The organism is Lysobacter sp. ISL-50 (assembly GCF_018612875.1).
Classification (GTDB): Bacteria; Pseudomonadota; Gammaproteobacteria; order Xanthomonadales; family Xanthomonadaceae; genus Lysobacter.
Genome location: NZ_JAGGRI010000019.1, coordinates 61,001 through 85,451, shown reverse-complemented (window position 1 = coordinate 85,451; position 24,451 = coordinate 61,001). Strand labels below are relative to the sequence as shown.

22 protein-coding genes, 1 other RNA gene, 1 pseudogene and 2 riboswitches are annotated in these 24,451 nt (G+C 67.3%); of the genes and pseudogenes, 8 read left to right on the top strand and 16 right to left on the bottom strand.

All coding sequences use genetic code 11. The annotated features are described in order from the left end of the window. Positions 1–107: 107 nt before the first annotated feature. The 3 genes from J7J50_RS12180 to J7J50_RS12170 all read right to left on the bottom strand — a co-directional run bounded on the left by J7J50_RS12180 (position 108) and on the right by J7J50_RS12170 (position 3,178). On the bottom strand, positions 108–2,291 hold the full coding sequence (locus J7J50_RS12180) for a CHASE domain-containing protein (protein WP_215057886.1): 2,184 nt from the start codon (positions 2,289–2,291) through the stop codon (positions 108–110). A gap of 117 nt (positions 2,292–2,408) precedes the next feature. After that, positions 2,409–2,768, bottom strand: coding sequence for a hypothetical protein (locus J7J50_RS12175; RefSeq protein WP_215057885.1), 360 nt, complete (start codon positions 2,766–2,768; stop codon positions 2,409–2,411). Further along, the gene (locus J7J50_RS12170) at positions 2,768–3,178 is read right to left on the bottom strand and encodes a hypothetical protein (RefSeq protein WP_215057884.1); all 411 of its coding nucleotides are present in this window, start codon (positions 3,176–3,178) and stop codon (positions 2,768–2,770) included. The genes J7J50_RS12175 and J7J50_RS12170 overlap by 1 nt, the downstream gene beginning before the upstream one ends. A gap of 191 nt (positions 3,179–3,369) precedes the next feature. Here J7J50_RS12170 and J7J50_RS12165 point away from each other — a divergent pair, with 191 nt between their 5' ends. The 3 genes from J7J50_RS12165 to J7J50_RS12155 all read left to right on the top strand — a co-directional run bounded on the left by J7J50_RS12165 (position 3,370) and on the right by J7J50_RS12155 (position 7,336). Next, positions 3,370–3,741, top strand: a complete 372-nt coding sequence (locus tag J7J50_RS12165) for a helix-turn-helix domain-containing protein (protein ID WP_031373591.1) — start codon at positions 3,370–3,372, stop codon at positions 3,739–3,741. 285 nt (positions 3,742–4,026) lie between these two features. After that, positions 4,027–4,380, top strand: a transfer-messenger RNA (tmRNA) gene (gene ssrA / locus J7J50_RS12160). A gap of 313 nt (positions 4,381–4,693) precedes the next feature. Further along, a riboswitch (cyclic di-GMP riboswitch) is annotated at positions 4,694–4,777 on the top strand. A gap of 42 nt (positions 4,778–4,819) precedes the next feature. After that, positions 4,820–7,336 (top strand): hypothetical protein, encoded by a 2,517-nt coding sequence (locus J7J50_RS12155; protein ID WP_215057883.1) that lies wholly within the window; start codon positions 4,820–4,822, stop codon positions 7,334–7,336. Positions 7,337–7,504: 168 nt separating this feature from the next. On the opposite strand, the gene J7J50_RS12150 is transcribed toward J7J50_RS12155, so the two are convergent. The 8 genes from J7J50_RS12150 to J7J50_RS12115 form a co-directional block, all read right to left on the bottom strand. Further along, positions 7,505–7,732: a hypothetical protein gene (locus tag J7J50_RS12150; protein WP_057942763.1), complete on the bottom strand. Its 228-nt coding sequence runs from the start codon at positions 7,730–7,732 to the stop codon at positions 7,505–7,507. Between the two features lie 31 nt (positions 7,733–7,763). Further along, on the bottom strand, positions 7,764–8,423 hold the full coding sequence (locus tag J7J50_RS12145; protein ID WP_215057882.1) for an epoxyqueuosine reductase QueH: 660 nt from the start codon (positions 8,421–8,423) through the stop codon (positions 7,764–7,766). After that, positions 8,420–9,310 (bottom strand): 3-hydroxyisobutyrate dehydrogenase, encoded by an 891-nt coding sequence (gene mmsB, locus J7J50_RS12140; protein ID WP_215057881.1) that lies wholly within the window; start codon positions 9,308–9,310, stop codon positions 8,420–8,422. The genes J7J50_RS12145 and mmsB overlap by 4 nt, the downstream gene beginning before the upstream one ends. After that, positions 9,307–10,497: an enoyl-CoA hydratase/isomerase family protein gene (locus J7J50_RS12135; protein ID WP_215057880.1), complete on the bottom strand. Its 1,191-nt coding sequence runs from the start codon at positions 10,495–10,497 to the stop codon at positions 9,307–9,309. Before J7J50_RS12135 ends, mmsB begins: the two co-directional genes overlap by 4 nt. After that, positions 10,494–11,288, bottom strand: coding sequence for an enoyl-CoA hydratase (locus J7J50_RS12130; protein ID WP_215057879.1), 795 nt, complete (start codon positions 11,286–11,288; stop codon positions 10,494–10,496). Before J7J50_RS12130 ends, J7J50_RS12135 begins: the two co-directional genes overlap by 4 nt. Continuing rightward, positions 11,285–12,463, bottom strand: coding sequence for an acyl-CoA dehydrogenase family protein (locus J7J50_RS12125; RefSeq protein WP_215057955.1), 1,179 nt, complete (start codon positions 12,461–12,463; stop codon positions 11,285–11,287). The genes J7J50_RS12130 and J7J50_RS12125 overlap by 4 nt, the downstream gene beginning before the upstream one ends. A gap of 11 nt (positions 12,464–12,474) precedes the next feature. Beyond that, positions 12,475–13,989 (bottom strand): CoA-acylating methylmalonate-semialdehyde dehydrogenase, encoded by a 1,515-nt coding sequence (locus J7J50_RS12120; RefSeq protein WP_215057954.1) that lies wholly within the window; start codon positions 13,987–13,989, stop codon positions 12,475–12,477. Between the two features lie 139 nt (positions 13,990–14,128). Then, positions 14,129–14,349: riboswitch (cobalamin riboswitch) on the bottom strand. A gap of 440 nt (positions 14,350–14,789) precedes the next feature. Continuing rightward, a complete protein-coding gene (locus J7J50_RS12115; protein WP_215057878.1) occupies positions 14,790–15,809 on the bottom strand; it encodes a hypothetical protein in 1,020 nt (339 codons plus the stop codon). A 95-nt stretch (positions 15,810–15,904) separates the two neighbouring features. On the opposite strand from J7J50_RS12115, the gene J7J50_RS12110 reads away from it, so the two are divergent. Beyond that, entirely contained in the window at positions 15,905–16,225 is a 321-nt protein-coding gene (locus tag J7J50_RS12110) for a hypothetical protein (protein WP_215057877.1), read from the top strand. 219 nt (positions 16,226–16,444) lie between these two features. On the opposite strand, the gene J7J50_RS12105 is transcribed toward J7J50_RS12110, so the two are convergent. Then, positions 16,445–16,879: a hypothetical protein gene (locus J7J50_RS12105; protein WP_215057876.1), complete on the bottom strand. Its 435-nt coding sequence runs from the start codon at positions 16,877–16,879 to the stop codon at positions 16,445–16,447. A gap of 267 nt (positions 16,880–17,146) precedes the next feature. Here J7J50_RS12105 and J7J50_RS12100 point away from each other — a divergent pair, with 267 nt between their 5' ends. Further along, positions 17,147–17,785 (top strand): antitoxin Xre/MbcA/ParS toxin-binding domain-containing protein, encoded by a 639-nt coding sequence (locus J7J50_RS12100; protein ID WP_215057875.1) that lies wholly within the window; start codon positions 17,147–17,149, stop codon positions 17,783–17,785. A 76-nt stretch (positions 17,786–17,861) separates the two neighbouring features. Then, the gene (locus J7J50_RS12095; RefSeq protein WP_215057874.1) at positions 17,862–18,338 is read left to right on the top strand and encodes an RES family NAD+ phosphorylase; all 477 of its coding nucleotides are present in this window, start codon (positions 17,862–17,864) and stop codon (positions 18,336–18,338) included. Positions 18,339–19,199: 861 nt separating this feature from the next. Here J7J50_RS12095 and J7J50_RS12090 read toward each other — a convergent pair. The 4 genes from J7J50_RS12090 to J7J50_RS12075 form a co-directional block, all read right to left on the bottom strand. Continuing rightward, the gene (locus J7J50_RS12090; RefSeq protein ID WP_215057873.1) at positions 19,200–19,916 is read right to left on the bottom strand and encodes a DUF4166 domain-containing protein; all 717 of its coding nucleotides are present in this window, start codon (positions 19,914–19,916) and stop codon (positions 19,200–19,202) included. Then, entirely contained in the window at positions 19,894–21,408 is a 1,515-nt protein-coding gene (locus J7J50_RS12085; protein ID WP_215057872.1) for a TIGR01777 family oxidoreductase, read from the bottom strand. Before J7J50_RS12085 ends, J7J50_RS12090 begins: the two co-directional genes overlap by 23 nt. A gap of 12 nt (positions 21,409–21,420) precedes the next feature. Continuing rightward, on the bottom strand, positions 21,421–21,870 hold the full coding sequence (locus J7J50_RS12080; RefSeq protein WP_215057871.1) for a DUF393 domain-containing protein: 450 nt from the start codon (positions 21,868–21,870) through the stop codon (positions 21,421–21,423). 65 nt (positions 21,871–21,935) lie between these two features. Beyond that, the gene (locus J7J50_RS12075) at positions 21,936–22,607 is read right to left on the bottom strand and encodes a MarR family transcriptional regulator (RefSeq protein ID WP_215057870.1); all 672 of its coding nucleotides are present in this window, start codon (positions 22,605–22,607) and stop codon (positions 21,936–21,938) included. Positions 22,608–22,859: 252 nt separating this feature from the next. Here J7J50_RS12075 and lexA point away from each other — a divergent pair, with 252 nt between their 5' ends. Together lexA and J7J50_RS12065 are read left to right on the top strand one after the other, a co-directional pair. Continuing rightward, positions 22,860–23,567 carry a transcriptional repressor LexA gene (gene lexA, locus J7J50_RS12070; RefSeq protein WP_215057869.1) on the top strand — a complete coding sequence of 236 codons (708 nt, stop codon included), beginning with the start codon at positions 22,860–22,862 and terminating at the stop codon, positions 23,565–23,567. 8 nt (positions 23,568–23,575) lie between these two features. Next, positions 23,576–24,256, top strand: a pseudogene (locus tag J7J50_RS12065) (hypothetical protein); the annotation flags it as partial. Between the last annotated feature and the right edge of the window lie 195 nt (positions 24,257–24,451).

Below are 24,451 nucleotides of genomic sequence, written 5' to 3'. Positions count from 1 at the left end.
GCGGGCTCCGCTTTACTTCGGCGGAGCCAAACATCCAGCGACTTCAAACGTTCTCGCACGAAAGGCCCTGGATTCCCGCGTTCGCGGGAATGACGGCCCTGATGGATTCAACCGCCTGGCCCACCACCGGGCAAGGTGAAATAAAACGTAGCGCCCTCGCCTTCCCGCCCTTCGGCGCGAATGCTCCCGCCGTGCCGCTCGACAATCCGCTTGACCGACGCCAGACCAATGCCGTGGCCCGCGAAATCCTCCACGCTGTGCAGACGCTGGAACGGCCGGAACAGCTTGTCCACATAAGCCTGCGGAAACCCGGTGCCGTTGTCGCGAACGAAGAATTCGCGCCCGCCCGAAGCCTCGACCGTGCCGAACTCGATCACCGCCGGCGACCGATCGCGAGTGAACTTCCATGCGTTGCCAAGCAGATTGCCGAGCAGATTGCGCAGCAACGGCGCATCGCCGATCACCTGCAGGCCCGGCTCGATCCGCACCTCGACCGCGCGCTGGCTGTCGCCCATGCGCAGCTCTTCGATCAACTCATTGGCGAAGCGGCTCAAGTCCACGCTCTCGTGCTTGAGCTCGCTGCGGGTCAGGCGCGACATCTTCAACAGCGCGTCGATCAGATCGCCCATGCGCGCGGCCGCCTTGCGCACCCGCGCCAGATAACCGCTACCGGCCTCGTCGAAACGATCCGCGTACTTCTCGCCGAGAATGCGACTGAAACCGTCGATCGCGCGCAACGGCGCGCGCAGATCGTGCGAAACGCTGTAAGCGAACGCCTCCAGCTCCTGATTGGCCTGACTGAGCTCGCGCGTGCGCAGCGCCACCCGCGCTTCCAGCGTGCGGTTGAGCGCATGCACGCGCGCTTCCGCGCGCAGGCGCTCGGTGACGTCCTCGACCTGGACCAGACCGGTGATGTCCTGGCCGACCTTGCCCGGCACCGGCGAATACGTCAGCTGCACCTGACGCGCGACGCCGTGCAGTCGACGCAGGCGCCGGGTCGCGCGATGCACGCCGGCGCCGTCGCCCTCTTCGCCGCCGCGCGCCGCCGGTTCGCCGTCCTCGTCTTCCAGCAGGCTGTCGAAACGCTGATCGAGCAATTGCGGCAGCGCCAGCCCGACAATCGAAGACAGCGCGGGATTGGCATCGACGATGCGCCCCTCGCTGTCCAGCAGCGCCTTGCCGATCGCCGAATACTGCATCGCGCTGCGGAAACGCGCCTCGCTGCGGCGGAAGTCCTCGGTCATGCGCAGCGCGATCTGGCGCGCACGCGACTCGGTATGCGCCAGCACCAGGGCGATGCCGTACAGCAACAGCGAGCTGAAAATGCCGAGCGCGAACATGTTGCGCAGGTTTTCCATGCGCGGCACCGCCTGCTCGATCGGCGGCGATTCGTATTCGATCCGCCAGGTGCGTCCGTACACCTCGAACGTCACCTTGTGCACGAACGCCGCCGGCTGCTCCGGCTTGGGCCCGGGCGGCGCGAACAACAAGGTGTCGCGACCGCCGCGTTCGTCGAAGATGCGAAAGCGCATGTCGCGGTGGGTGTCGCCGAGCGAGGTCTCGACAAACTGCTCCATCCGGAACGGCACATACACCCAGCCCTGCATCTCGGCGCGGCGCAGGCTGGGACTTTGCGGACGGCCGCCGCCCAGGTACACCGGCAGCACCAGGATCAGGCCGGTGCTCTTGGTGCCGTCGTACTTGTCCTGGATCAGTTCGATCTTGCCCGACAGCCGCGCCTGCCCCGACTCCAGCGCCGCTTCCATCGCCGCGTGCCGGGTGGGTTCGGCGAACATGTCGTAGCCGATGGCTTCGATATTGGCCGCGGTCTTGGGCTCCAGGAACAGGATCGGCCCGTAGATTTCGCGCTGGCCGAACGGCCGCACCGTCAGCAGGCCGTAGCCGGCATCGCGCCATTCGCTCTGCAACTGCGTCAGCAAGCGCTGCGGCACGTAACCGGTGAAGCCCAGGCCCAGCGTCGCCGGAAAGCGCCGCTGCAGGTTCATGCCCTCCACATAGGCTTTCCACTGCGCCGCGGTCGGCCGCTGCACCGAAGCGAACAGCGACACGCCGCCGCGCGCGACCAGTTCGTAATTGACCAGGCGCTGCTGGACCAGCTCGGTGACCTGCACGGTGCGGCCGACGAATTCGGCCTGCGCCGCGCGCTGCTCGCGCTCGCGCGCCACCCGCCAGGCGGTGAACACCAGCACCAGGGCGACGATGAACACGATGAAAGCCAGCAGATAGCCGCGGCGCGGCATCAGCCCGGACACATCGGCGTAATCCGGCAAAGGGCCGGAGTCGTTCGGCGAAGGCGCTGGGGCGGCCGGATCGGTCGTCGTCATCCGGCTTAGCATACTAGTCGTGTCGCGCAGACCGCATTCACGCCGCCCTGCGCCGCGCGCGACTCACTCGCGCGGCACGTTCTCCAGCATCAGGCGGTTGATGCACTCCAGATGCTCCATCGCCAGACGCCGGCACAGCCGCGGCCAATGCCGCTGGGCCTGTATCGACGCCCCGGACAATTGCTGCATCAGCAGGTGTTCCTCGATCTCGTCGGCCAGTTCGAGCAAGGCGCGGCCGTTGCGATCGGCCCGCTGCGCCAGGCGCTCGCGCGTGGGCGTGCGCCAGGCCAGGTACGAGCAGCCGGCGACGGCTCCGGCGATCGTCACGATCAGGAAGCCGAACAACAGCCACGACGACCACGGCACCGCCGCCACGCCCGGCAGCGCCGCGGCCACGGCCGTCGCCGCGTTCACGCCGGCCATCACGAAACTCCCGGCGTCAGCGCCAGCAGCTCGGCCGGCTTGACCTTGAAGCCGCAGGCCTGCGCCATCAACAGGGCGCGCCGGCGGGTGGAGACGAAGCCGTGGCTGCGCATGCGCCGCAGCATCGCGGTCGAGACCCCGGCCGCCCCGGCGGCGGCGCGCGCGGTGGCGAAACAGGCGATGTAGCGTTCGATCGGGTTGCCCGGCTTGACCGGCTTGCGCCCTCCGCCCGGACCGCCGCTAGCACCTCGTCGTCGCGATTCCACGCCACTTTCGACCTGCGATTCGTCCGCGATCGTGATGCGGTTTACGGTTTGCGGATCCTGCCGTGAAGCCGCCAGTCGCGGCTCCCGCATCCGCCGCCGCCCATCCGCCCGGGTACTGCCATCAAATCGATCGAGTCGTTCCATAACCCTGCTCCTTCGGCATCCATGCCCAGCAAAACTACCATCTGAAATTGCTCTTTTCAACGAGTAAAAAGAGTGATCTTTTTACGAGGGGATACGCAACAATGAGTTGCGCTATCCGAGCCCGGCCCACGGCCCAGGGGCAACGAGCGAGCGCCCATGTTTCAGCCCTGCAGGATGCTCCGGCGAGACCTATGACTAACGCGCCCCATCAAGAATTCGCCAACCGATTGCACCAGGCCTTGGACTTCTCCGGATTCGCCAAAGGCCGGGCCCGCACCGGTGCCCTTTCCGCCTACTACGACGTCAGCCGCGAAACCGCGCGCAAATGGCTGGTGGGCCTGGCCCTGCCCGAGCTGGAGCGCATGCTGCAGATCGCGGTGCAGCAGCACGTCAGCTTCGAATGGCTCGCCACCGGCCGCGGCACCATCGAAGGCAAATCGCTGTCGGTGCGCGAAAACGCGGCCAAATACAGCGATCCCGACGAGCTGCGGCTGATGGGCCTGATGCGCAAGCTCTCGCGCAAGAAGCGCCGGGCGTTGATCGAGTTGCTTGACGGCAACTGATTCGCTTGGGGGGTGTCGCACTGCCTGAGTAGCGCGGCGATCGCGCCGGGAAGGTTGTGCGCGGGATTTGTTCGATGCGCTCCGGATGCCGAAGCCCGGGCGCTGGTGCGCCGGCGCTTTCGCCCCTGCGGGCGTAGCGACTGAATTCGCTCGCCGCCGACCCGCGCCTTTGCCGGCGCGTCGCGCACGCATGGATCGAACGCCAGCCATACAGGTTCAGCCGCAAGGCTTGTGAACGCGGCCGCAGACCCTATACTGACCCGGTCAGCGAGTATTGCTGTCCCCGGGGGTGCACTGGCTTCGACGGGGGTCGCGAAATCGCCTGGTGCATGCCGAGGGGGTAGCTTTCCTCGTAAATCCAGCTGCAAACTTTTAGTTGCCAACGACGACAACTACGCTCTCGCCGCTTAAGGCGTAAGCCTCGAAACTGCTTGTGTCCGTGCTCGCAGCGTAGAGTCATTATCACGGAATCGTCGGGAGTGGCTGCCTGTCAGCACCTGATCAACACATAACAGGCTGGTCCTCGGATGCGCTTTGCGCGCCGTGCTGTTCGGGGGCGAGATCTAACGGAGCGCTAAGCATGTAGTGCCGGGGATGGAGTGCCTTCGGACGGCGGTTCGATTCCGCCCACCTCCACCATCACCTGATCCGCAAGGGTCCAAGACAGGCTGGAAACCTTTCGAAGGTCTCCGGCCTTTTTTGTGCGCCCGTGATCCGCCAGGAACCGCTGAAGTCCGCATAGGCGCGCCGCCCGATCGCACCGGCCGATATCCGCATCGGCACTAGCAGAGCCGACCTCAAAGCCGGCCCGAAACGTTTCGCCCTTGAAACATGGCAAAAACCAGCGGCAAGCGTATATTCGCCTCCAACGCAGACCGTGTTCACGAACGTTTGAACCACGACGGCCGCGTTACGACGTGCATCGGGGAAGAGGCACGCGCAATCACACAGGACTCGAAAAAGGCACACCCGGCGAAAGCCGGCGTCGCAAAGCCTCCGGGTACCGGTCCCACGCCGGCACGGCCGAGCTACCGAGCGCATCGACCGGGCGATCACGCCCCGCTCATGGAGTTCTGACATGTCCACCCAACGACGTTGGCGTCCGCTGCTCACCGCGGCGCTGCTGCTGGCATCTTCCGGGGCCTGGGCCTCGTCGGTGCAACCGACCACCTACCCCGGCAATTTCACTTCATGCGACGACCTGCCCGGCGTCGGCACCTGGCAGGGGCTGGGCTACAGCACCGGCAGCGCGCCCATCGACGGCCAAAGCTACAACCTCGGCCTGCCCGGCCAGAACATCACCTTCAACTACACCCCTTCGGGACAGAACCAGTACATCGGCTTCAACGCGACCGTGCCGATGGACTACATCGTGGTCAAGGGCGGTAACGCCTACAACGTGTTCCGCTACGACCCAGCCGTATCCAGCGACATCAATCTGTACTCGCCCGACAACGGCAGCGGCGAACCGGCCGGCGTCAGCCATGTCGCGTTCTGCTTCCTGCCCAAGCCCAGCGGCGAGAAAACCGCCGACGCGAGCTGGAAACGCTATACCGACTGGAGCATCGACAAGCGCGTCACGCCCGAGCAGATCACCATGTTCGACGGCGACAGCCATCAGGTCGAATACACCGTCACCGCCACGCCGCTGACCCGCGGGATTTACCGCGTGTCCGGCACCATCACCGTCAAGGATCCTTTCGGCTTCGGCTGGAAAGCCACCGCGGTGGTCGACACCATGCAGTTCGGCAACGCGCCGAATCAGTTCGCGCTTCAATGGACCGCGCAAGGCGGCGATACCGACACGCTGGACTGCACGAAGCCGGCGCCCAATCCGCAGAAGGTCATCCTTTCGTGCAGCTACGCCTTCGAGCTGAGCAGCCTGAGCCATCCGTTCCTGCTCAACGCGAGCGGCGGCGTCAACGCGGCCGGCATCACCACCCAACGCAACGGCAGTTGCGGTTGCAGCGACGACGGCAGCAGCGGGGGCAGCCCCGGCAGCGCGCAGAACTACACCTTCACCGCCACGGCGGCCTTCACCATTCCGGCTAACCCCGCGGAAAGCTACGGCGACAGCTTCTCCGTCGACGACTCCATGCTGCCCGGCGCGGTGGATCACAGCTTCGCCCTCGGCGACGCCGGCTATGTATGGACCTATGGACGGCCGCAGCCGTTCGCGTGCAACGCCGACGGCGGCTCGCACAACAACACAGCCACCGGCAGTTGGAGCACCGGCGCGAACACCAGTGCGACAGCGAGCGACTCCGCCAGCGTCAACGTGGCCTGCCGCACGGTCTCGATCTCCAAGACCGCGCAAACACGCTACGACCGCGACTACGGCTGGAGCGCGGACAAGCACATCGTGGTTTCGCCGGCGGATGCCAAGGTCACCGGAATGCAGGGATGCCTGGCCGACCCGATCGCCAGCGGCGATTACGCCGGCAATTACCTGTGCGACGATGTCGATGTCACGCTGAATACCGGCGGCAACTACGAGACCGTGTACCGGCTCGCCGCGACCCGCGGCATCGAATCGGAGAGCGGCTTCGCCGTGTCCGGCGACATCCAGGTCAACTGGCCCGCCGATGTCACGCCCGTGTTCAGTCCGAGCGCCCCCAGCGACGTTCTGCATTTCGCCGGCGGCACGACGCAGTCGGTATCGCCGACCTGCGACGCGCAAGGACCGACTTCGCTGCACTGCGCGTACCAAGCCGCGCTGAGCGGCAAGCTGGACGGGTATAACCAAGCCAGCATCCAGCGAGTGCGGCAGTGCTACGACGCCAACGGCGCCACCAGCGACTGCGGGCTGCAAGCCTACGACTCCAATCAGGCGGCCCTGGCGTATGGCGATCCGAATGTCGAAACCGATCGTTGCGTGTTGCTGACCGATCTGTTCAACGGCACCGCCGGATTGAATCTCGGCACCGGTTTCGGCTGGACCGTGCAACCGCTGTTGTGCGGCAGCTTCGTGCGCTATGCGACCGGCGACGTCGATCCCGATCCGGACATGGTGCGCAGCCTGGACGTGTTCGCTTCGTGGCTGCCACCGGGCCAGACCGGCGCGGGCAACAGCTGCGAGTTCATGGTGCCCAACGTCCTCACGCTCGCGACCGACAACGGCGCGAACAAGAGCGACGAGGCGGTGCTGAGCGTGCGCGTGCCGGAACTGTGCGCGAACGCCGGTTGCACCTACACCCTGGGCTATTGGAAGACGCACTCGCAATACGGCCCCGCGCCTTACGACGCGACCTGGGCGGTGATCGGCGAGAACACGCTGTTCTTCAGCTCCGGACAGACGTGGTACGCCGTGTTCTGGACTCCGCCGAAGGGCGGCAACGCTTACTACATCCTGGCGCACCAATACATGGCGGCGCGTCTGAATGTCGAGTCGGGCACGAGCGCTCCGACCCAGGTAAGCAGCGCGATCGCGCAGGCGACCGCGTGGTTCACCGGACGCAGCAGCGCGGCGCCGAAGGGACCGGCACGCGACACCGCGATCAACCTGGCCGGCATTCTCGGCTCCTACAACGAAGGCACCACCGGCCCGGGCCATTGCTCGGTTTCGCCTTCCACGCTTTCCAAGGCAGCGCAATAAGAACCACGCCACGCTGAGTCAGGCCGGGCCCCGGTTATCGCCGGGGTCGGGTCGAGGCAGGAATACACAGAACCGAAAACGCAGGAAAGGCCGGAATCGCTTCCGGCCTTTCTTGTGTTTGCGGGTTTCGCGCGCTTGCATCGCATCGCAAGCCGTCAATCCGCGCGATCAGACTTTGGCGACCATCCCCGCGATCGCATGCCCCGGATACTTGCGCCCGACCAACACCACCGCTTCACGCCGATTGCTGGCCCGCACCGCTTCCACGAAGCTGACTTCCTCCGCGTTCAAGGGCTCGCCCGAATGCTTGGCGCGGCGGCCGAGCACCCAGTAATCGTGGTGGTCCTGCTCGCGTCCGGCGCGCACGACTTCGACGTAGTACGTCGGCTTGCCCATTCCCGCCTCCTTGTCCGTCCCGGGCCCGGGTTCAATCGCCCGCGGGCGGGTCCTCGCCGTAGAACATCACGCCTAACTGGATGCGCTCGCGCCCCTGCGCCTTGCGATGGCGGTTGGTGTCGCGCAGCGAGTACACGCAGCCGCAGTATTCCTGCTGGTAGAAACGTTCGCGCTTGCCGATCTGAATCATGCGCTGGCTGCCGCCGTCCTTGCGCCTGTTGTAGTCCCAGTACGACAGGCCCGGGTACGGCGCGACCGCGCGCTGGCCGCTGTCGTTGATCTGCGCCATGTTCTTCCAGCGCGAAATCCCCAGCGAGGTGGTCATCACCGGGAAGCCGTGCTCGTGCGCGTACAGCGCGGTGCGTTCGAAGCGCATGTCGAAGCACATGGTGCAGCGGATGCCGCGTTCGGGTTCGTTCTCCATGCCCTTGGCTCGGGCGAACCAGCGGTCGGTGTCGTAGTCGGCATCGATGAAGGGCACGCCGTGTTTCTGCGCGAAGCGGATGTTCTCTTCCTTGCGCAGTTCGTATTCCTTGATCGGATGGATGTTCGGGTTGTAGAAGAACACCGAGTAGTCGATGCCGGCGACCACGAAGGCCTCCATCAACTCGCCCGAGCATGGCGCGCAGCACGAGTGCAGCAGCAGCTTGTCGCCGCCGGGCAGTTGCAGCGGTTTGCGCGGCGCGCTCATGCGTCCTTCGCGACCAGCTTGACCACGCTGGAGAAATCCAGGCCGCCGCGGCCGGCCTGGCTGTTCATCGCGTACAGATTGCGCGCCAGCTCGCCGAGCGGAATCGAGGCGCCGATGCCCATCGCCGCTTCCGCCGCCAGGCCCAGGTCTTTCAGCATCAGGTCGTTGCCGAAACCGCCGCTGTAGCCGCGCGAAGCCGGCGCGTTGTCGAGCACGTCCGGCCAGGGATTGCACACTTCGGTGGCCCAGCTGCGGCTTGTGCTGACCGCCATCATCTGCGACAGCACCTTCGGGTCGAGGCCGTGCGCGACGCCCAGCGCCAGCGCTTCGCCGGTCGCGGCCATGATCACGCCCAGCGCCATGTTGTTGCACAGCTTGGCGACCTGCCCCGCGCCGTTGGCGCCGACGTGGAAGATGTTCTTGCCCATCGCCTGCAGCACCTCGCGCGCGCGTTCCAGCGCAGCCGCTTCGCCGCCGACGATGAAGGTCAGCGTGCCGGCCGCGGCGCCGGCGGTGCCGCCGGATACCGGCGCATCGATCATGTCCACGCCGCGCGCGTTCGCCGCCTGCGCGACTTTCTGCGCCGATGCCGGGGCGATGGTGCTGCAGTCGATGATCAACGCGCCGGGCTCGATCAGCGCCAGCAATCCGCTGTCGCCCAGATACAGGCCTTCAACATGGCGACTGGCCGGCAGCATCGAGATCACGATCTGCGCGCCGGCCACCGCGTCGGCCGCGTTCGCCGCGGCGGCGGCGCCGGCCGCGACCGCGCTCGCGACCGCCGCGGAGGACAGATCGAACACGTGCACGGAGTATCCGGCCTTGAGCAGATTGGCCGCCATCGGCCCGCCCATGTTGCCCAGACCGATGAATGCGATGCGGCTCATGCGTAGGCCTCCGTGGAAACGCCGAGATCGGACAGCGGATGTTCGCCGTGCGGCCACGGCGCGATGAAGAACTGCGCGGCCCAATCCGCGCTGGCTTGCTCCAGCGTCGGCGGATTCCAGCGCGGGGCGCGGTCCTTGTCGATCAGCAAGGCGCGGATGCCTTCGGCGAAATCGCCGTGCGCGGCGCATCGCAGCGAGACCAGATATTCCAGGCGGAAGGTATCGGCCAGCGACAGCCCGGCCGCGCGCTGTTGCAGCTCGAAGCCCAGCCGCGCCGACCCGGGTGCGCCCGCGGCCAGCGTTTTGGCGGCACCGGCTAACCACGTATCGTCGCCATCCAGCGCCTGGATGCGCGCGACGATGCTGGCCAGATCCTCGCCCTCGCACAAACGCTCGATCAAGGCCGCGTGCTGTTGCAACGGTCCGGCCGGCGCGGGTTCGCTGTGCGCCTGCAGCAGTGCGGTCAGGCGCTGGCGATCGTGCCCCGCCTCGCCCGACCACACTTCATCGCTCAACTGCGCCAACACCGCCGCGCGCCGCGCTTGGGGTACGTGGTGATCGGCGAGGCCGGCGTAGATCGCGTCGCCGGCATTCAAGGGTGCGCCGGTCAATGCCAGGAACAGCCCGGCGCGCGCCGGCACGCGATTGAGCAACCAGCTGCCGCCGACATCCGGATACAGGCCGACGGTGATCTCCGGAAACGCCAGCCGCGAGCGCTCGCTGACCACGCGATGGCTGGCGCCGGCCATCAAGCCGATGCCGCCGCCCATCACTATCCCGTGCCCCCAGCACAGCAAGGGTTTGGGGTAGCGGTGAATGCGATAGTCGAGCCGGTATTCGGTGCGGAAGAACTCGCTGGCCTGACGGTTGTTGCGAATATCGCCGCCACCGCCGGCCTGGTATTCGCGCATGCCGCGATACAGCCCGTGCAGATCGCCGCCGGCGCAGAAGGCTTTTTCGCCCGCGCCTTGCAGCACGACCAGCGCGATCGCGTCGTCCTCGGCCCAAAGCCGCAGTTGCTCGTCGAGCAACTCGGCCATCTGCAGCGACAGACCGTTCAAGGTCGCCGCGGCGTTGAGGGTGGCGATGCCGATGCGGCGGCCATTGGCGGCCGCGTGTTGTTCGAACAAAACCGGCGACGGCGCGGCGGTTTCGCTGACCGGCGCGGGCTGGATCGAGGCGTTCATGCGTTCTTCCATTGCGCCGCGCGCTTTTCCAGGAACGCCGCGACGCCTTCGACCTGATCGGCGCTGTCGAACAGATCCACGAACGCTTCGCGCTCACTCACCAGCGCGGTCGCATGCGACTGCGAGCGCGTCGCCTGCACCAGCGCCTTGCACGCGGTGACGCTGGTCGGGCTCTGCTTCTCGGCCTGCTTGGCCCAGGCCAGCGCGCGCGTCTTGGCTTCGCCCTTGCCGACCACTTCCTCGACCAGACCGATGCGCAGCGCGGTCGCCGCATCGACGCGCTCGCCGAGCAGCATCATCCGCTTGGCCCAACCTTCGCCGACCAGACGCGGCAGGTTCTGGGTGCCGCCCGCGCAGGGCAACAGGCCGACCGTCGCTTCCGGCAATGCCAGTTGCGCTTGTTCCTCGACGATGCGCAGATCGCAGGCCAGCGCGCATTCGAGCCCGCCGCCCATCGCGTAGCCGTTGATCGCCGCGATCGACACGCCGCGGAATGCGCTCAGCGCTTCGAAGGCCTCGCCGAAGCGGCGCGCCGCGTCGCGCGCCAGGGCCTTGTCGCCGCCGGCGAACTGCTTGAGATCGGCGCCGGCCGAGAAGAATTTCTCGCCTTCGCCGGTGATCACCAGGGCGTAGATAGCGCGCTCGCGGTCCAGGTCGCGGACCAGATCGCGCAAGGCGGCGAGGCTGTCGCGGGTCCAGGTGTTGGCCGGCGGATTGCTCAGGGTGACCACGGCGGTATGGCCGTCGATCTCCAGCTTCAGGCCGGTGTAGACGGTGTCGGCAAGACTCATCGCAATTCCTCGTCGCTGTTGAGCAGATGGCGCGCGATGATCACGCGCATGATTTCGTTGGTGCCTTCCAGAATCTGATGCACGCGGCAGTCGCGCAGCAGACGCTCGATCGGGTATTCGCGGATGTAGCCGTAGCCGCCGTGGATCTGCAGCGCGTCGTTGCACACGGCGAAGCCGGCGTCGGTGGCGAAGCGCTTGGCCATCGCGCACCACACCGTGGCATCGCTGCTGCCGGCGTCGATCTTGCGCGCGGCGGTATGCACCATCTGCCGCGAGGCGATCAACTGCGTGGCCATGTCGGCGAGCTTGAACTGCAGCGCCTGGAATTCGGCGAGTTTCTTGCCGAACTGGCGGCGTTCGCCCATGTAGCGCCGGGCCGCGTCCAGGGCACCCTGGGCCGCGCCGAGCGAGCAGCTGGCGATGTTGATGCGGCCGCCGTCGAGCCCCTTCATCGCGATCTTGAAGCCGTCGCCTTCGCGTCCGAGCAGATTGCGCGCCGGCACGCGCACGTTCTCGAAGCTGATGCCACGCGTGGGCTGGCTGTTCCAGCCCAGCTTTTCTTCCTTGCGACCGTAGGCGATGCCGGCGCTGTCGGCGGCGACCGCGAACGCGCTGATGCCGCGCGCGCCGTCGCCGCCGGTGCGCGCCATCACCACCAGCATGTCGGTGGCGCCGGCGCCGGAAATGAAGGCCTTTGCGCCATTGAGCACGTAGTCGTCGCCGTCGCGCACGGCGCGGGTTTTCAGCGAGGCCGCATCCGATCCCGCGCCCGGTTCGGTCAGGCAATACGAGGCCAGACTGCGTCCGCTGGCCAGGGCCGGGCCCCATGCCTCGCGCATCGCGTCGCTGGCGTGCGCGGTCAGCATCCAGGTCGCCATGTTGTGGATGCTGATGAAGGCCGCGGTGGACGAATCGACCGCGGCCAGTTCCTCGAACACGATCGCCGCGTCCAGCCGGCTCAAGCCCGAGCCGCCGGCGGCTTCGTCCACGTACAGCCCGCAAAAGCCCAATTCGCCGGCCTGGGCGATGGCTTCGCGCGGAAAGATTCCTTGCGCGTCCCAATGCGCCGCATGCGGCGCGAGCCGGGCCAGAGCGAAGTCGCGCGCCGCATCGCGGTACGCGGCCTGTTCTTCGCTCAGGCCGGTCGGCACCAGCGGCGCGGCCTGCCAGTCCATGACCGCGGCCATCACTTGAGACTGATCGTGGTGTTGACGCCGTGCCCCAGGGTTTCGTCGTCGAACCAGCGCGCGGTGACGGTCTTGGTCTGGGTGTAGAAGGTCACCACCTGCTTGCCGTACGGGCCCAGGTCGCCGAGCTTGGAGGCGCGCGAGCCGGTGAACGAGAACAGCGGCACCGGCACCGGGATCGGCACGTTGATGCCGACCTGACCGACGTCGATCTCTTCCTGGAACCTGCGCGCGGCGGCGCCGGACTGGGTGAAGATCGCGGTGCCGTTGCCGTTGGGATTGGCGTTGATCAGCGCGATCGCCTCATCCAGCGTGTCCACGCCGAGGATCACCAGCACCGGCCCGAAAATTTCCTCCTGGTAGATGCGCATGCCCGGCTCGACGCCGGAGAAGATCGTCGGGCCGACGAAATTGCCTTGCTGATAGCCCGGCACTGCGGGATTGCGGCCGTCGAGTTCCAGCACCGCGCCCTGCTCCACGCCCGAGGCGATCAGGCTTTCGACGCGTTCGCGCGCGGCGCAGGAAATCACCGGGCCCACGTCGGTGCCCGGCTCGGTGCCGGCGTTGACCTTGAGCGTGCGCGCCTTGGCGACCAGATCCGGAATCCACTGCCGCGCTTCGCCGACCAGCACCGCGGTGGACGCGGCCATGCAGCGCTGCCCGGCCGCGCCGAAGGCGGCGCCGGCCATGGCGTTGAGGGTTTGTTCCTTGCTCGCGTCGGGCAGCACGATGGCGTGATTCTTCGCGCCCATCATGCATTGCACACGCTTGCCGGCGAGCGAGGCGCGGCGATACACATGGGTGCCGACCTTGGTCGAACCGACGAACGACACCGCGCGGATATCGGCGTGATCGCAGATCGCGTTGACCACGTCCTCGCCGCCGTGGACGACGTTGAGCACGCCCTTGGGCACGCCGGCCTGCAGCGCCAGTTCGACCAGGCGCATGGTCACCAGCGGGTCCTGCTCGGACGGTTTGAGCACGAAGGTGTTGCCGGTGGCGATGGCCATCGGGAACATCCACAGCGGAATCATCGCCGGAAAATTGAACGGAGTGATGCCCGCGCACACGCCCAGCGGTTGCAGCAAGGTGTAGGTGTCGACGCCGCCGGCGACGTTGTTGGCCAGCTCGCCCAGTTGCAGATTGCCGATCGCCGCGGCGTGCTCGACCACTTCCAGGCCGCGGAACACGTCGCCTTCCGCGTCGGGCAAGGTCTTGCCCTGTTCGGAAGTCAGGATCGCGGCGAGCTCGCTCATGTGCTCGCGGATCAGCTGCTGATATTTCAGGAAGATGCGCGCACGCGCGCCGATCGGGGTCTTGCGCCAGGTCTTGAACGCGCGCGCGGCCGAAGCCACCGCCGCGTCCACTTCCCCGGCCGTGGCCATCGGCACGCGCGCCAGCACCGCCTGCGTGGCCGGATTGACGACGTCGCGCCACTGCGTGCTGCGGGATTCGACGAATTCGCCGTCGATCAAAAGCTTGACCGTCGCGACCTCGGTCGCAACGCGATGCATATCGTTCATGGTGGTCTCCGTATCGCACACCCGCGAAAGCGAGGGCCGCGGAGACGCGCGACAAGACGAAACGATGGCGAACGCACGCCGCATCGAATCAGCCCGTCCGGTTGCCCGCCGCAACACTCGAGGAGGACATCTCCCGATGTCCGCCACGGGCCGGTCTCCGGGCTTGCGAGCGACGCCGAAGCATCACCCCGACACCTTCCCGCGCGAGCGCAGTGGTCAACGTCGGGTGTTCTCGCCTACCGTTGCGGGGGCAGCGTCGGAATTGGACGATCGCGTCCGCACCGACTTCCCGTTTCACCCTGCGCGCCGGTATGGACCGGCGTGCAAGGCACCTGTGGCGGGCGAAGTGTAGTGCTTGCGGCCCTGGGCGGACAAGCCGCATCGCGGCGGACGCATCGCTTGCGTTCGTTCAGATCGGACGCAAGCGCTCGATGCGGGCCGGCGTCAAGTCATCGACGCGGCTCGAACGGTGGTGGATTCACCACGCGGATCACAAAGCGATGCGATGGCATGCATCGTGAGCAAAACAGTCACATCGATTGACGATGCGAGCGTTGCCGCATCGAATGCCTGAATCGCGCGTATTCATCGCTTCGTTGCGGCGCCGGCTCAATGCCGCCATCGTTGCGATCACGCAGACGCCGGTGGTTCGGACGATGCGCCCGGCACCGACTGCGCTTGCATCGCACGCGTCGGCGATGCGCGCTTCAACGCCGCAACCCCATCGCAAACTGCAACGCGGCGAACAAACAAATCGCCGATATCGTCGGCGCTCGATCAAGCCGTCCGGATCAGCTCGCGCACGTCGCCAATTGCTGTTTCGCGTACCAGATCGCCCGGCGCGCCTGGTCGTAAGCCATGTCGGCCGAGCGCGGCAGCAGTTGTTCGGCGCGGATCGGATCGACGCCGCTCGCCATCGCGCGCTCGATGCGCTGAAGCTCGTCCACGCGCACGATGGCCGGCGCCAGCAACTCGCGCAGCCGTTTGCGCTCGCAACCGCCGTGGGCGGCTTCGACTTCGCCGATCGCCTGACGGATACGGCGGCTGGCCTCACCCAGCAGGCCCGGCGCGGGCTCGAACGCGATCGGCGCGGCCTTGTAGGCATCGCCGGTAGCTTCGCTGCCCAGGTCCGAGGGCCGCTCGTGCAGCGCCGGATTGAACCGCACCGGCGGCGGCGGCCGCGCGCGCGCCTGCTGGATGTCGCGCTTGAATGGCATCGCGTCGGCGATTTTCTGCAGCCGCTTGGTCGCCTTGCCCAGTAAGGCCTTGCCGAGGGTGCCTTCGGTGGCCCAATCCGATTCGAATCCGGTCGGCGGCACGTCGATCGGATTGCGGCGTTCGAAGATGTTCTTGGCGGCTACGAATTTGGGATCGTCCGGATCGCCCGGCGCGCGGCCGGGCGGCGCGCGCATCGGATCGGATTCCGGCAGGGCGACGCGGCCATCGGCGTTGTACAGACGGCTGGTCGTCGTGGGCGGTGGCGTGTTTGCCGCGGTTTGCTTGCGCGGCGGCGGCGACTGCGGCTGCACGGGCCCGGGCGTGTTCGCGGCGACGCTCGCCGGCGCAGGCGCGTGCGGGCGGTCGCGTGGCGTGGGTACGGGTACGAAGTCCGGCTCGCTCGGCGGATCAACCGGCGTTGCGCTCGCCGATGGCGGCACGCGCTCGATCAGGATTACATCCATGGCCGGTTGCGTCGGCGCCGGTACTGACGCGTCGAGCAACAGCCCGCCGGCGAACATCGTCACCGCGACGGCGATCAGCAAAGCGCTCGCATGCAGCAGGGCATCTTGCGGAGGAGCGGCTTTGTTCATTCATCCTTCGGGGGTGATGGCCTGAAACATGCGCCGGGCCGCAAGCATCGGAACGAGAACGATAGAGCGAGTTCCGCGCGCGCGATGCCCGTCGTGTGCGCTCGCCGGCCTTCGTTCAGGCGCGGCGGCGAACACGGCGGATCGCGGCGACACGCGATTGCGCGCTTCACGGCGCCCTCGCCCGCTTCTGTCGCGAATCGCGACGCCGTGGACGATCGGAAAACAGTCGACATCGCTTATCGATTCGCGCGTCGGCGACGCCGTCGAACGTCCGCGCGCGCCGCGCCGATGCGCTCGATCATCGACGCGACGAATGCACGCGACGATACGAGGACGGCGTCGGCGAGAGAATAAAAATTCCGTTGGCGGCGGCGCGGTCGGCGCCGTCGGTGTGGCTGTCGTTCACGATTCGATGACGGCCGCTCGGGCTGGCGTGCCTGGCTGCGCTGGCGTTTGCGGCCAGGCCATGCAGTCGTCGATGCGCCGGATTCGATCGCGCCATGCGCAAAGGCCGGCGAGCGCCGGCCTGTCTTCTCGCTGCTTGACTGCCCGGCGGCTTACAGATGGATGCTTGCGAACGTCCGCGGCGGCCCCACGGCCGGCAGCCTCAAGCCGGCCGCCGCGCGATCAAGCCCTCAACGCTTGCGGAACGACGGCACCAGCGCGCCTTCGGCCAGCTTGCCGTTCGCCTTCCATACCACCGTGGTCTGCGGGAACTCCTCGCTGCGCGCGTAGGCGGCGGCCTGGGTCGCCATCACCTTGGGCGCGCCCTTCACCGACGGGTTCCAGGCGAACACGTTCTGCACGCCGTACCAGACCACCGGCGTGGTGCTGTCGAGGCGGCGGTCCGGGCACAGGGCGACGTCGAACTCCTCCAGCACCTTCAAGGTGGCGGCCGGGACGGCCATGACTCCGGCGCGGGTGCGCTCGGCGGAATGGTCGGGACACATGTCGGCCGAGCGCGCGAGCGCGTCTTCGTAGACCTGGCGGTCTTTCTGCGCATGGGCAGGCGGGACCGCGGCCAGGATCAGGCCCAGGCACGATCCGAAGATCCGCGAATTGCGATTCATGTTGTCTCCTAACGATGGACGAGGTGCGGTGCCGGCCAGGGCGGTTGGATGCACGGCGCCGGAGACGCGCAGCATAGCAATCGCAAATGGGCTATTTGCTCTCGGCGGATCGGCCGCGCGGGCACGGCGACAGCATCGCCCAACTCCGTCGCAGGGCCCGCGAATGGATGCAGGCCCACTGGCCCGGCCTGGGACACCCAGCACATTTCGTATATTTTTGTGCTACGATCAGTCCAGATCAGGACACAACGGACAGGGCCACCCGCCATGAGCAAAGCCGCCAAGACGCCCCCGCCGGCCAAGGCCGGGACCAAGCCGACCGCGAAATCCGCCGGCCGCGGCAAGCCCGCGCTGCGCGAAAGCCGGCTCGATGCGCAGGAACACGCCTACCCCAAGCCGGCGCGGAACAAGCACGGCGTATCGGTCAAGGAGCCCTCGCCCTTGCAGGCCTACAACGCGCCGGCCACGCTCAACGGCTACGTCGCCTACCTGCGCAGCGCCAGCCCGTTGCAACGCGTGGAGGCCGAGCGCGAAGGCGTGCCCGCGCAGGTGGTCAAGCACATGGCGACCAGCATGGATCTGTCCGCGGTGAGGATGTTCAACATCCTGGGCATCGCCAAGGCCACCGCCGAAAGCAAGGCCGCGCAGCACGCGCGCATCACCGGCGCAAGCGGACAGGCCGCGCTGGGGGTGATGCATCTGCTCGGCATCGCCGAAGCCATGCTCAAGGACAGCACCGCGCCGGACGCGCGCGACTTCGATTGGGCCAAGTGGCTCGGCAGTTGGATCGAGCAGCCGCAAGCCGCCCTGGGCGGACAGAAGCCGGCCGACCTGCTGGACACGCCGACCGGCCTGAGCGTGGTCGCGCGTCTGCTGGGTTCGCTGGAAAGCGGTGCGTATCAGTAGTGCGCCGCCTTGAGCGCAACCGCATGAGCGGTGTTTCGCCGATCCGATCCATTGCCGCAGGGATGAGGCCGCAAACATGAAACTTTGGCGTATCGCCGGCGAAACCCGCGCTTATCGCGCCGACGATCTGAGCGGCGCGGGCGCGGCCAAATTCCCCGGCCGTTGGAACGACGACGGCCAGCGCGTGCTGTACACCGCCACCTCGCTGGCGTTGGCGGCGCTGGAGACCGCGGCGTATGTGGATTCGCACGGCCTGCCGTTGAACCGGCACGTGGTGTCGATCGAAGTGCCGGCGGCGGTGTGGAAGGCGCGCGTCCAGATGACGCCGCAGGACTTGCCGGGCGGTTGGGACGCGGTCCCGGCCGGCGTGGCCAGCGTGCGGATCGGCTCGCAATGGTTGAACAGCGGCGCGTCGGCGATCTTGCTGGTGCCGTCGGTGATCGTGCCGGAGGAGTACAACGCGTTGATCAATCCGGAGCATCGCGATGCGAAGAAGCTGCGGGCGACTACGGGGCGGAAGTTTCAGTACAACGTGGTGTTTCGGGCGCCTTGAGGGGCGGGTGGGATTTTGATTCGGGTTCGGAGGTTCGGGTTGGGATTCGAGTTCTGCATCGAAGCACACGGAACTCAGAAGCCGCACACCCACCTTCCGTCATCCCGCGAACGCGGGCTCCGCTCTACTTCGGCGGAGCCGAACATCCAGTGCCTTTCGTGCGAGAACGTTTTCGAGGCCGGGTTCGGACCGGGACTCGCGGGACTCGCGGGACTCGGAAACCGCGCACCTACCTACCGTCATTCCCGCGAACGCGGGAATCCAGGGCCTTTCGGGCGAGAACGTTTGAAGTCACTGGATTCTCGCGTTCGCGGGAATGACGGACTGGAAAGATAACGCTGAAGTCTCTGGATTCCCGCGTTCGCGGGAATGACGGCCTTGAGGGATGGCGCTGAAGTCACTGGATTCCCGCGTTCGCGGGAATGACGGTCTTGAGAGATGGCGCTTAAGTCACTGGATTCCCGCCTTCGCGGGAATGGCGGACTGGAAAGATAACGCTGAAGTCTCTGGATTCCCGCGTTCGCGGGAATGACGGCCTTGAGGGATGGCGCTGAAGTCACTGGATTCCCGCGTTCGCGGGAATGACGGTCTTGAGAGATGGCGCTTAAGTCTCTGGATTCCCGCCTTCGCGGGAATGACGTTCTGGAGAGATGGCGCTTAAGTCTCTGGATGTTCGGCTCCGCCGAAGTGGAGCGGAGCCCGCCTTCGCGGGAATGAGGTTCTGGGGAAATGACGCCAAAGGCACCTCCGGCCATCCCTGGCCCATCGCCCTCCCTGCACCGCATCCCTGCCCGCCGCGATCCTCCCTGATCCCGCATCCCTGCCCCACCCGCACCACGACGCACTCCATCGCGTCGACACTCAAACCTCCTGCGCCCGCATCCTTTCGAAACTGCCGTCCTGATGAAACAGCGGCCCGAACCACGGATGCACGACGTCGATGCCGACTTCGAAATGTTCCGCGTCCAGATCGCGATGCACCAGCACGAAACGGCCCGGCCATAACGGCTTGGGCAGCGGCAGGCGCAAGCCGCGCCAATGCAGGAAATAGCCGTCGTCCACGAACACCAGCCGGTTCGGCAACACCTCCAGGCGCACGCGCATGCCCAGGCCGCCGCCGAAATGCTCCAGCAGTTCGCCGTTGTCGCCCAGGATCATGCGCGAGCGGAAACTGAAGACTTCATCGACGAAGTGATAGGTCCGGGTCTTGATCCAGCCCAGTCCGCGCGTCATCGGCCGCACGTCGAAACGGAACGGCACTTCGTCGGCGTTGTGGTGCGGCAGGATGCGCGCATGCCGGATCAGCCGCGCGAACACGCCGCCCAGCCAGGTGCAGCGCACTTGATGCATGTTGCCGACGTACTCGGCCTGGGCCTGCCCGGGCAGGAGTTCGAAACGCGCCTGGATATGCGGATGCAGCAGCGACCAGCGCGCGCCGAGCGCCGCGCGCAACAGCGCGGCCAGATCGTGCGCGGCCGGCTCGCCACGCGGTTTGCCGCCGGAACCGGCACGTCCGCCGGCGATGCTGGCGCCTTCGCTGCTGTCGCGAGGCAGGTCAGTGGGATGCAACAGTTCCATGTTGGTCCTTTGGGTGTCCTTCACCCGAATAGAAAGAACGCGGATTGATGGCCAAACCGGCGTGCGCGGCGCTCAAGGCGCTGTCCAGGTCGGGATGGAGAAAGCGAAAGCGCTGATCGAGCAGGCGCTGCGGCGCGACCACGGGGCCGTCGAGCAGCATCGTCGCCATCTCGCCCAGCGCCAGGCGCAGCGGCGCGGCCGGCATGCGCATGAAGGCGGGACGATGCAGCGACCGCGCCAGCGCGCGGGTGAACTCGGCCTGGGTGCAACCGCCGGGCGCGACCAGGTTGTAGGGGCCGCGGATGCCGACGTGTTCGACCGCTTGCTCGACGAAACCCAGCACATCGTCCAGGTGTATCCAGGCGAACCATTGGCGGCCGTCGCCGAGCCGCGCCGCGCCGCCGAGCGATGCGGCCAACGACAGCATCGGCAGCAGACCGCCGCTGCGATGCAGGACCAGCCCCAGGCGCATCGTCGCCACGCGCACGCCAAGCGCGGACACCTTGGTCGCGGCGCGCTCCCACGCCACGCACAGTTCGCTGGGGAAATCGCCGCGCACCGGCGGCGGATCGCGCAGTTCCGGCGCGCTCAGCGCATGCGCGCCGTAGAGGCCGACCGCACTGGCCTGCAGCCACAGTTCCGGCTTGCGTTGCGAGCGCTCGCACCAGGCGCGCAAGCCGTCGGTGGTGTCGATGCGGCTGGTCAGCAGCGCGCGCTTGCGGGCCGGCGACCAGCGCGGACCGACCACCGGCGCGCCGGCGAGATTGATCACCACGTCGATGGCTTCGTCGTCGCGCAACTCGGCGGTGTCGGCGATGCAGCGCGCGCGGCCGCCGAAACGCAGCGCGGCGCGGCGCGGATCGCGGCTGAGCACGGTGACGCGATGCCCGCCGGCCAGCAATCCTTCGACCAGCGCGGTGCCGATGAAACCGGTGCCGCCGCTGAGCAGGAATCCGGTCTGCGGATGCCCGGCCAGCAAGGCGCGCGGCGCCGGCTGCGCGGCGTTGGCGCGCGCGGCCAATCCGTCGCGCAGCGCCGACACGGCGATGCCGATCGCCGCGGCGGTCAGCGCCCACGAAGCCCACCCGTGCGAATTCGCAAGCAAGGCGCTCGGCGCGGACCAGTCGGCGCGGGTCGCCAATGCGTACACGGCGAACATCGCGCCGCCGTTGACGGCCAGGATGGTGTGCAGCACGCGCTCGGTGCTGGGCAACAGACGGGTGGCGTCTTCGACCACGAAGTCCCACAAGGTGATGCCGACTTCGATCAGCACCAGCGCCCACACCGCCGCCAACCACGCGCCTTGCGGCTTGATCCAGGCGAATACCAGGAACAGCAATCCGTACACGAAGCCGCGCGCCGAATGCAGCTTCAACTCCAGCGCGGCGCTGCGCCGGTTGGCGAGCTTTTCCATCAGTTCGTGATGGGCGATGGTGTCGATCGCGCCCAGCGCGACCTGCAGCAGCAGTAAAGCGATGAACAAGCGTTCCATGGCGCGCCTGCCTTAGTAATGCGTGGGGCAATGGCCGTCGTCGCAATGCGGCGCGGCGTCCTGGCCGGCTTCGCGATACCCCAGCCAGCGCGATACGCGATGCCGGTTCGGCGCGATCCAGCGGTACGCGCGCGCCGCCAGGCGGCCGGCGCCGGGCACGCGCAACGGCCAGGTCAGCCAGCCCAGGCCGACCGCGCGATAGGCCTCGGCGATGCCGGGCACGCCGATGCGCCATTCGCCGTCGGCGGCGCGCACGTGCAGCGAATTGCGCAGCGCGTCGAGTTCGAAGCCCCATTGCGCGGCGTCGAAGCGCGGGTCGGCGATATCGACCAGACGCAGCCGGTCGTGGCGGTCGCCGGCCTTGAGCCGGTGCATCTCGGCGCGGCACAGCGGACAGGCGCGGTCGTACAGGGCGATGACTTGTGCGTTCGCGAGCCGGCCCGGGATGGATTCGCTGCTCATGATCTTCTCCTACAGTTATTTCGGTAATTACAGAAACTTGCGGGCAAAAAAATACTGGCGAGCGCTCAGGACGCGCGTTCGCCGGGCTGGGATCGGGTTTCGCGTTGGATTTCGGCCTCGGCCTGGGCGTCGTCGTCTTCGAACAGCACCCCGCCGCTCTCGCCGGGCTGCGGCTGCGGCAGCGGCTTGACCGGGCCGCGCACGAATTGCTGGATGCGCGCGCCCATCTTCAGCAGCTTGATCAGGGTCTTGGGATCGAGGCGGTTCATTTCGTCGATCCAACTGGTGCCGGTCTCCATGAACTCCAGCACTTCGCGCATGCGTTCCAGGGTGCGGCGGTCGCGCGGATCGTTCTGGTCCGGCGCCACCGCGGCGTTGTCGCTGTCGAGCACGGCCGTGCGCAGCATGCTCAGGGTCGGCTCGATCTCGCGCCGGCGCCGCTCCTGGACCACGGCGCGGAAGATGTCCCACACGTCCTTGTAGGTTTCGAAGTGGTCGCGGCGATCGCCCAGCACGTGACTGACCCGCGCCAGGTTCCAGCCCTGCAATTCCTTGAGGCTGGTGCTGACGTTGGAACGCGCCAGATTGAGGGTTTCGCAGATCTCGTCGGCGGTGATCGCACGCTCGCTCAGGAACAGCAGGGCGTGGATCTGGGCGACGGTGCGGTTGACGCCCCAACGGCTGCCCATCTCGCCCCAGTGCAGGATGAAACGTTCTTGGAGCGGGCTGAGCGCCATGGACTTCTCTTATTTCTGTTTAGACAGAAATTAAAGAACGAACCGGGGTGAGTCAATGGGTCGCAGCGACCGTTGGTCGGCTTGTGCGCGCGGCGCGGATCGCGGCGACGCGCGGCCTGGCCGACAAGTCGCTTTATTTCAATAATTTACGCGAACTTTGTGAGCGATTTATGCGCCGTAGGCCGTGTCTCAATCGGCGAGACCGTCCACGCCCAAGCTGCACACCGGCCATTTTATTACTAATATTAGTACATGAGCCTGACCGACCTCCGCCGCGCCCTGCTGATCTACCTGCACGAGCGCATCGCCGCCGAGGGCCTGCCGCCGTCGCAGCAGGAGATCGCCGCGCACCTGGGTTTTCGCCAGAACCGCTCCGCCGGCTATCACCTGCAGGCCTTGCAGGCGCAGGGGCTGATCGAACTGCTGCCGGGGCGCGCGCGCGGGATTCGCCTGCTGCAGGCGGGCCTGCTGCAGATCGGGCTGCCGCAGGGCGAACCGATCGACGCGCCGCCGCGGGCCTCGACCGCCGAGCCGAACCGGCATCCGGCCTTCGCCTCCCCCGCCGCCAACGACGACAGCCGCCTGTCCCTGCCGATCCTCGGCCGGGTCGCCGCGGGTTCCCCGATCGGCGCCGATCCCGACGCCGACACCCATGTGCTGATCGACCGCCTGCTGTTCTCGCCGCGCCCGGACTATCTGCTGCGGGTGAAGGGCGACTCGATGCGCGAGGACGGCATCTTCGACGGCGATCTGGTCGCCGTGCACCGCACCCGCGATGCGCGCAGCGGCCAGGTGGTGGTCGCGCGCATCGGCGATGAAATCACCATCAAGCGCCTGCGCATCGACGCCGACGGCATCGCCCTGCTGCCGCGCAATCCCGATTACGAACCGATCCGCGTCGCGGCCGATGCCGACTTCGCCATCGAAGGCATCTACTGCGGTCTGGTGCGCAGCGCCTGAGCGCGGCCATGAGCAAACTGATCGCACTGGAAACCCTGATCAGCAGCCGCCAGCTGTGGCGCGGCCAGCCGGCGAATCTGGCGCCGTCCTCGCAGCCGACCGGCCACGCCGCGCTCGACGCCGCCCTGCCCACCGGCGGCTGGCCCGAGGCTTCGCTGACCGAACTGCTGCTGCCGACGCACGGCGTGGGCGAGTTGCAACTGATGTGGCCGGCGCTGGCGCGGCTGTCGCAAGGCGGGCCGCCGCAAGCGCAGGCCATGCCGGCGAAGTCCGCGCGCGCGCAGGCCTCGCATGCGTTCGACGGCGGCGGCATGGTCGTGCTGATCGATCCGCCATTCGAGCCGTACGCGCCGGCCTGGCGCGATGCCGGCGTGGCCTTGTCGCGATTGCAGGTGATCCGCGCCCGCGGCCGCGACGCCTTGTGGGCGGCCGAGCAATGCCTGCGTTCGGGCGCATGCGCGGCGGTGCTGTGCTGGCCGCAGCGCGCGGACGATCGCGCCTTGCGGCGGCTGCAGGTCGCGGCCGAAACCGGGCAATGCCTGGGCTTCGCCCTGCGCGACAGCAAGGCCGCGTTGAACCCGTCGCCGGCCGCGCTGCGCATCGCCATCGACGCCTCGCCGCGGCAGTTGCGCGTGCTCAAGTGTCGCGGCGGCAATGTGCCGACAAAGCCGATTCCCTTCGCCACCGCTGCAAATGAGCCGACGCCGCCGCGGCTTGCGCGCGAACGCGGCGCGATCGGCGCAGTCGTCCCGGCCGAGCGCTCGGCCATCGTGTTTCCCGCGAGGAGCTTCAGCCCCGAAGTCTTTCGAGGGAGGGACTTAAGCCCCGAAGTCTTTCGTGGGAGGGGCTTCAGCCCCGACGCCTTCCGCTCAGACGCCACGCCC

Excerpts from the sequence above, each read along its gene's own strand:
- J7J50_RS12175 (WP_215057885.1), bottom strand. The coding sequence starts at position 2,768 with ATGGCCGGCGTGAACGCGGCGACGGCCGTGGCCGCGGCGCTGCCGGGC.
- J7J50_RS12170 (WP_215057884.1), bottom strand. The coding sequence starts at position 3,178 with ATGGAACGACTCGATCGATTTGATGGCAGTACCCGGGCGGATGGGCGG.
- J7J50_RS12165 (WP_031373591.1), top strand. The coding sequence starts at position 3,370 with ATGACTAACGCGCCCCATCAAGAATTCGCCAACCGATTGCACCAGGCC.
- J7J50_RS12155 (WP_215057883.1), top strand. The coding sequence starts at position 4,820 with ATGTCCACCCAACGACGTTGGCGTCCGCTGCTCACCGCGGCGCTGCTG.
- J7J50_RS12150 (WP_057942763.1), bottom strand. The coding sequence starts at position 7,732 with ATGGGCAAGCCGACGTACTACGTCGAAGTCGTGCGCGCCGGACGCGAG.
- J7J50_RS12145 (WP_215057882.1), bottom strand. The coding sequence starts at position 8,423 with ATGAGCGCGCCGCGCAAACCGCTGCAACTGCCCGGCGGCGACAAGCTG.
- mmsB (WP_215057881.1), bottom strand. The coding sequence starts at position 9,310 with ATGAGCCGCATCGCATTCATCGGTCTGGGCAACATGGGCGGGCCGATG.
- J7J50_RS12135 (WP_215057880.1), bottom strand. The coding sequence starts at position 10,497 with ATGAACGCCTCGATCCAGCCCGCGCCGGTCAGCGAAACCGCCGCGCCG.
- J7J50_RS12130 (WP_215057879.1), bottom strand. The coding sequence starts at position 11,288 with ATGAGTCTTGCCGACACCGTCTACACCGGCCTGAAGCTGGAGATCGAC.
- J7J50_RS12125 (WP_215057955.1), bottom strand. The coding sequence starts at position 12,463 with ATGGACTGGCAGGCCGCGCCGCTGGTGCCGACCGGCCTGAGCGAAGAA.
- J7J50_RS12120 (WP_215057954.1), bottom strand. The coding sequence starts at position 13,989 with ATGCATCGCGTTGCGACCGAGGTCGCGACGGTCAAGCTTTTGATCGAC.
- J7J50_RS12115 (WP_215057878.1), bottom strand. The coding sequence starts at position 15,809 with ATGAACAAAGCCGCTCCTCCGCAAGATGCCCTGCTGCATGCGAGCGCT.
- J7J50_RS12105 (WP_215057876.1), bottom strand. The coding sequence starts at position 16,879 with ATGAATCGCAATTCGCGGATCTTCGGATCGTGCCTGGGCCTGATCCTG.
- J7J50_RS12100 (WP_215057875.1), top strand. The coding sequence starts at position 17,147 with ATGAGCAAAGCCGCCAAGACGCCCCCGCCGGCCAAGGCCGGGACCAAG.
- J7J50_RS12095 (WP_215057874.1), top strand. The coding sequence starts at position 17,862 with ATGAAACTTTGGCGTATCGCCGGCGAAACCCGCGCTTATCGCGCCGAC.
- J7J50_RS12090 (WP_215057873.1), bottom strand. The coding sequence starts at position 19,916 with ATGGAACTGTTGCATCCCACTGACCTGCCTCGCGACAGCAGCGAAGGC.
- J7J50_RS12085 (WP_215057872.1), bottom strand. The coding sequence starts at position 21,408 with ATGGAACGCTTGTTCATCGCTTTACTGCTGCTGCAGGTCGCGCTGGGC.
- J7J50_RS12080 (WP_215057871.1), bottom strand. The coding sequence starts at position 21,870 with ATGAGCAGCGAATCCATCCCGGGCCGGCTCGCGAACGCACAAGTCATC.
- J7J50_RS12075 (WP_215057870.1), bottom strand. The coding sequence starts at position 22,607 with ATGGCGCTCAGCCCGCTCCAAGAACGTTTCATCCTGCACTGGGGCGAG.
- lexA (WP_215057869.1), top strand. The coding sequence starts at position 22,860 with ATGAGCCTGACCGACCTCCGCCGCGCCCTGCTGATCTACCTGCACGAG.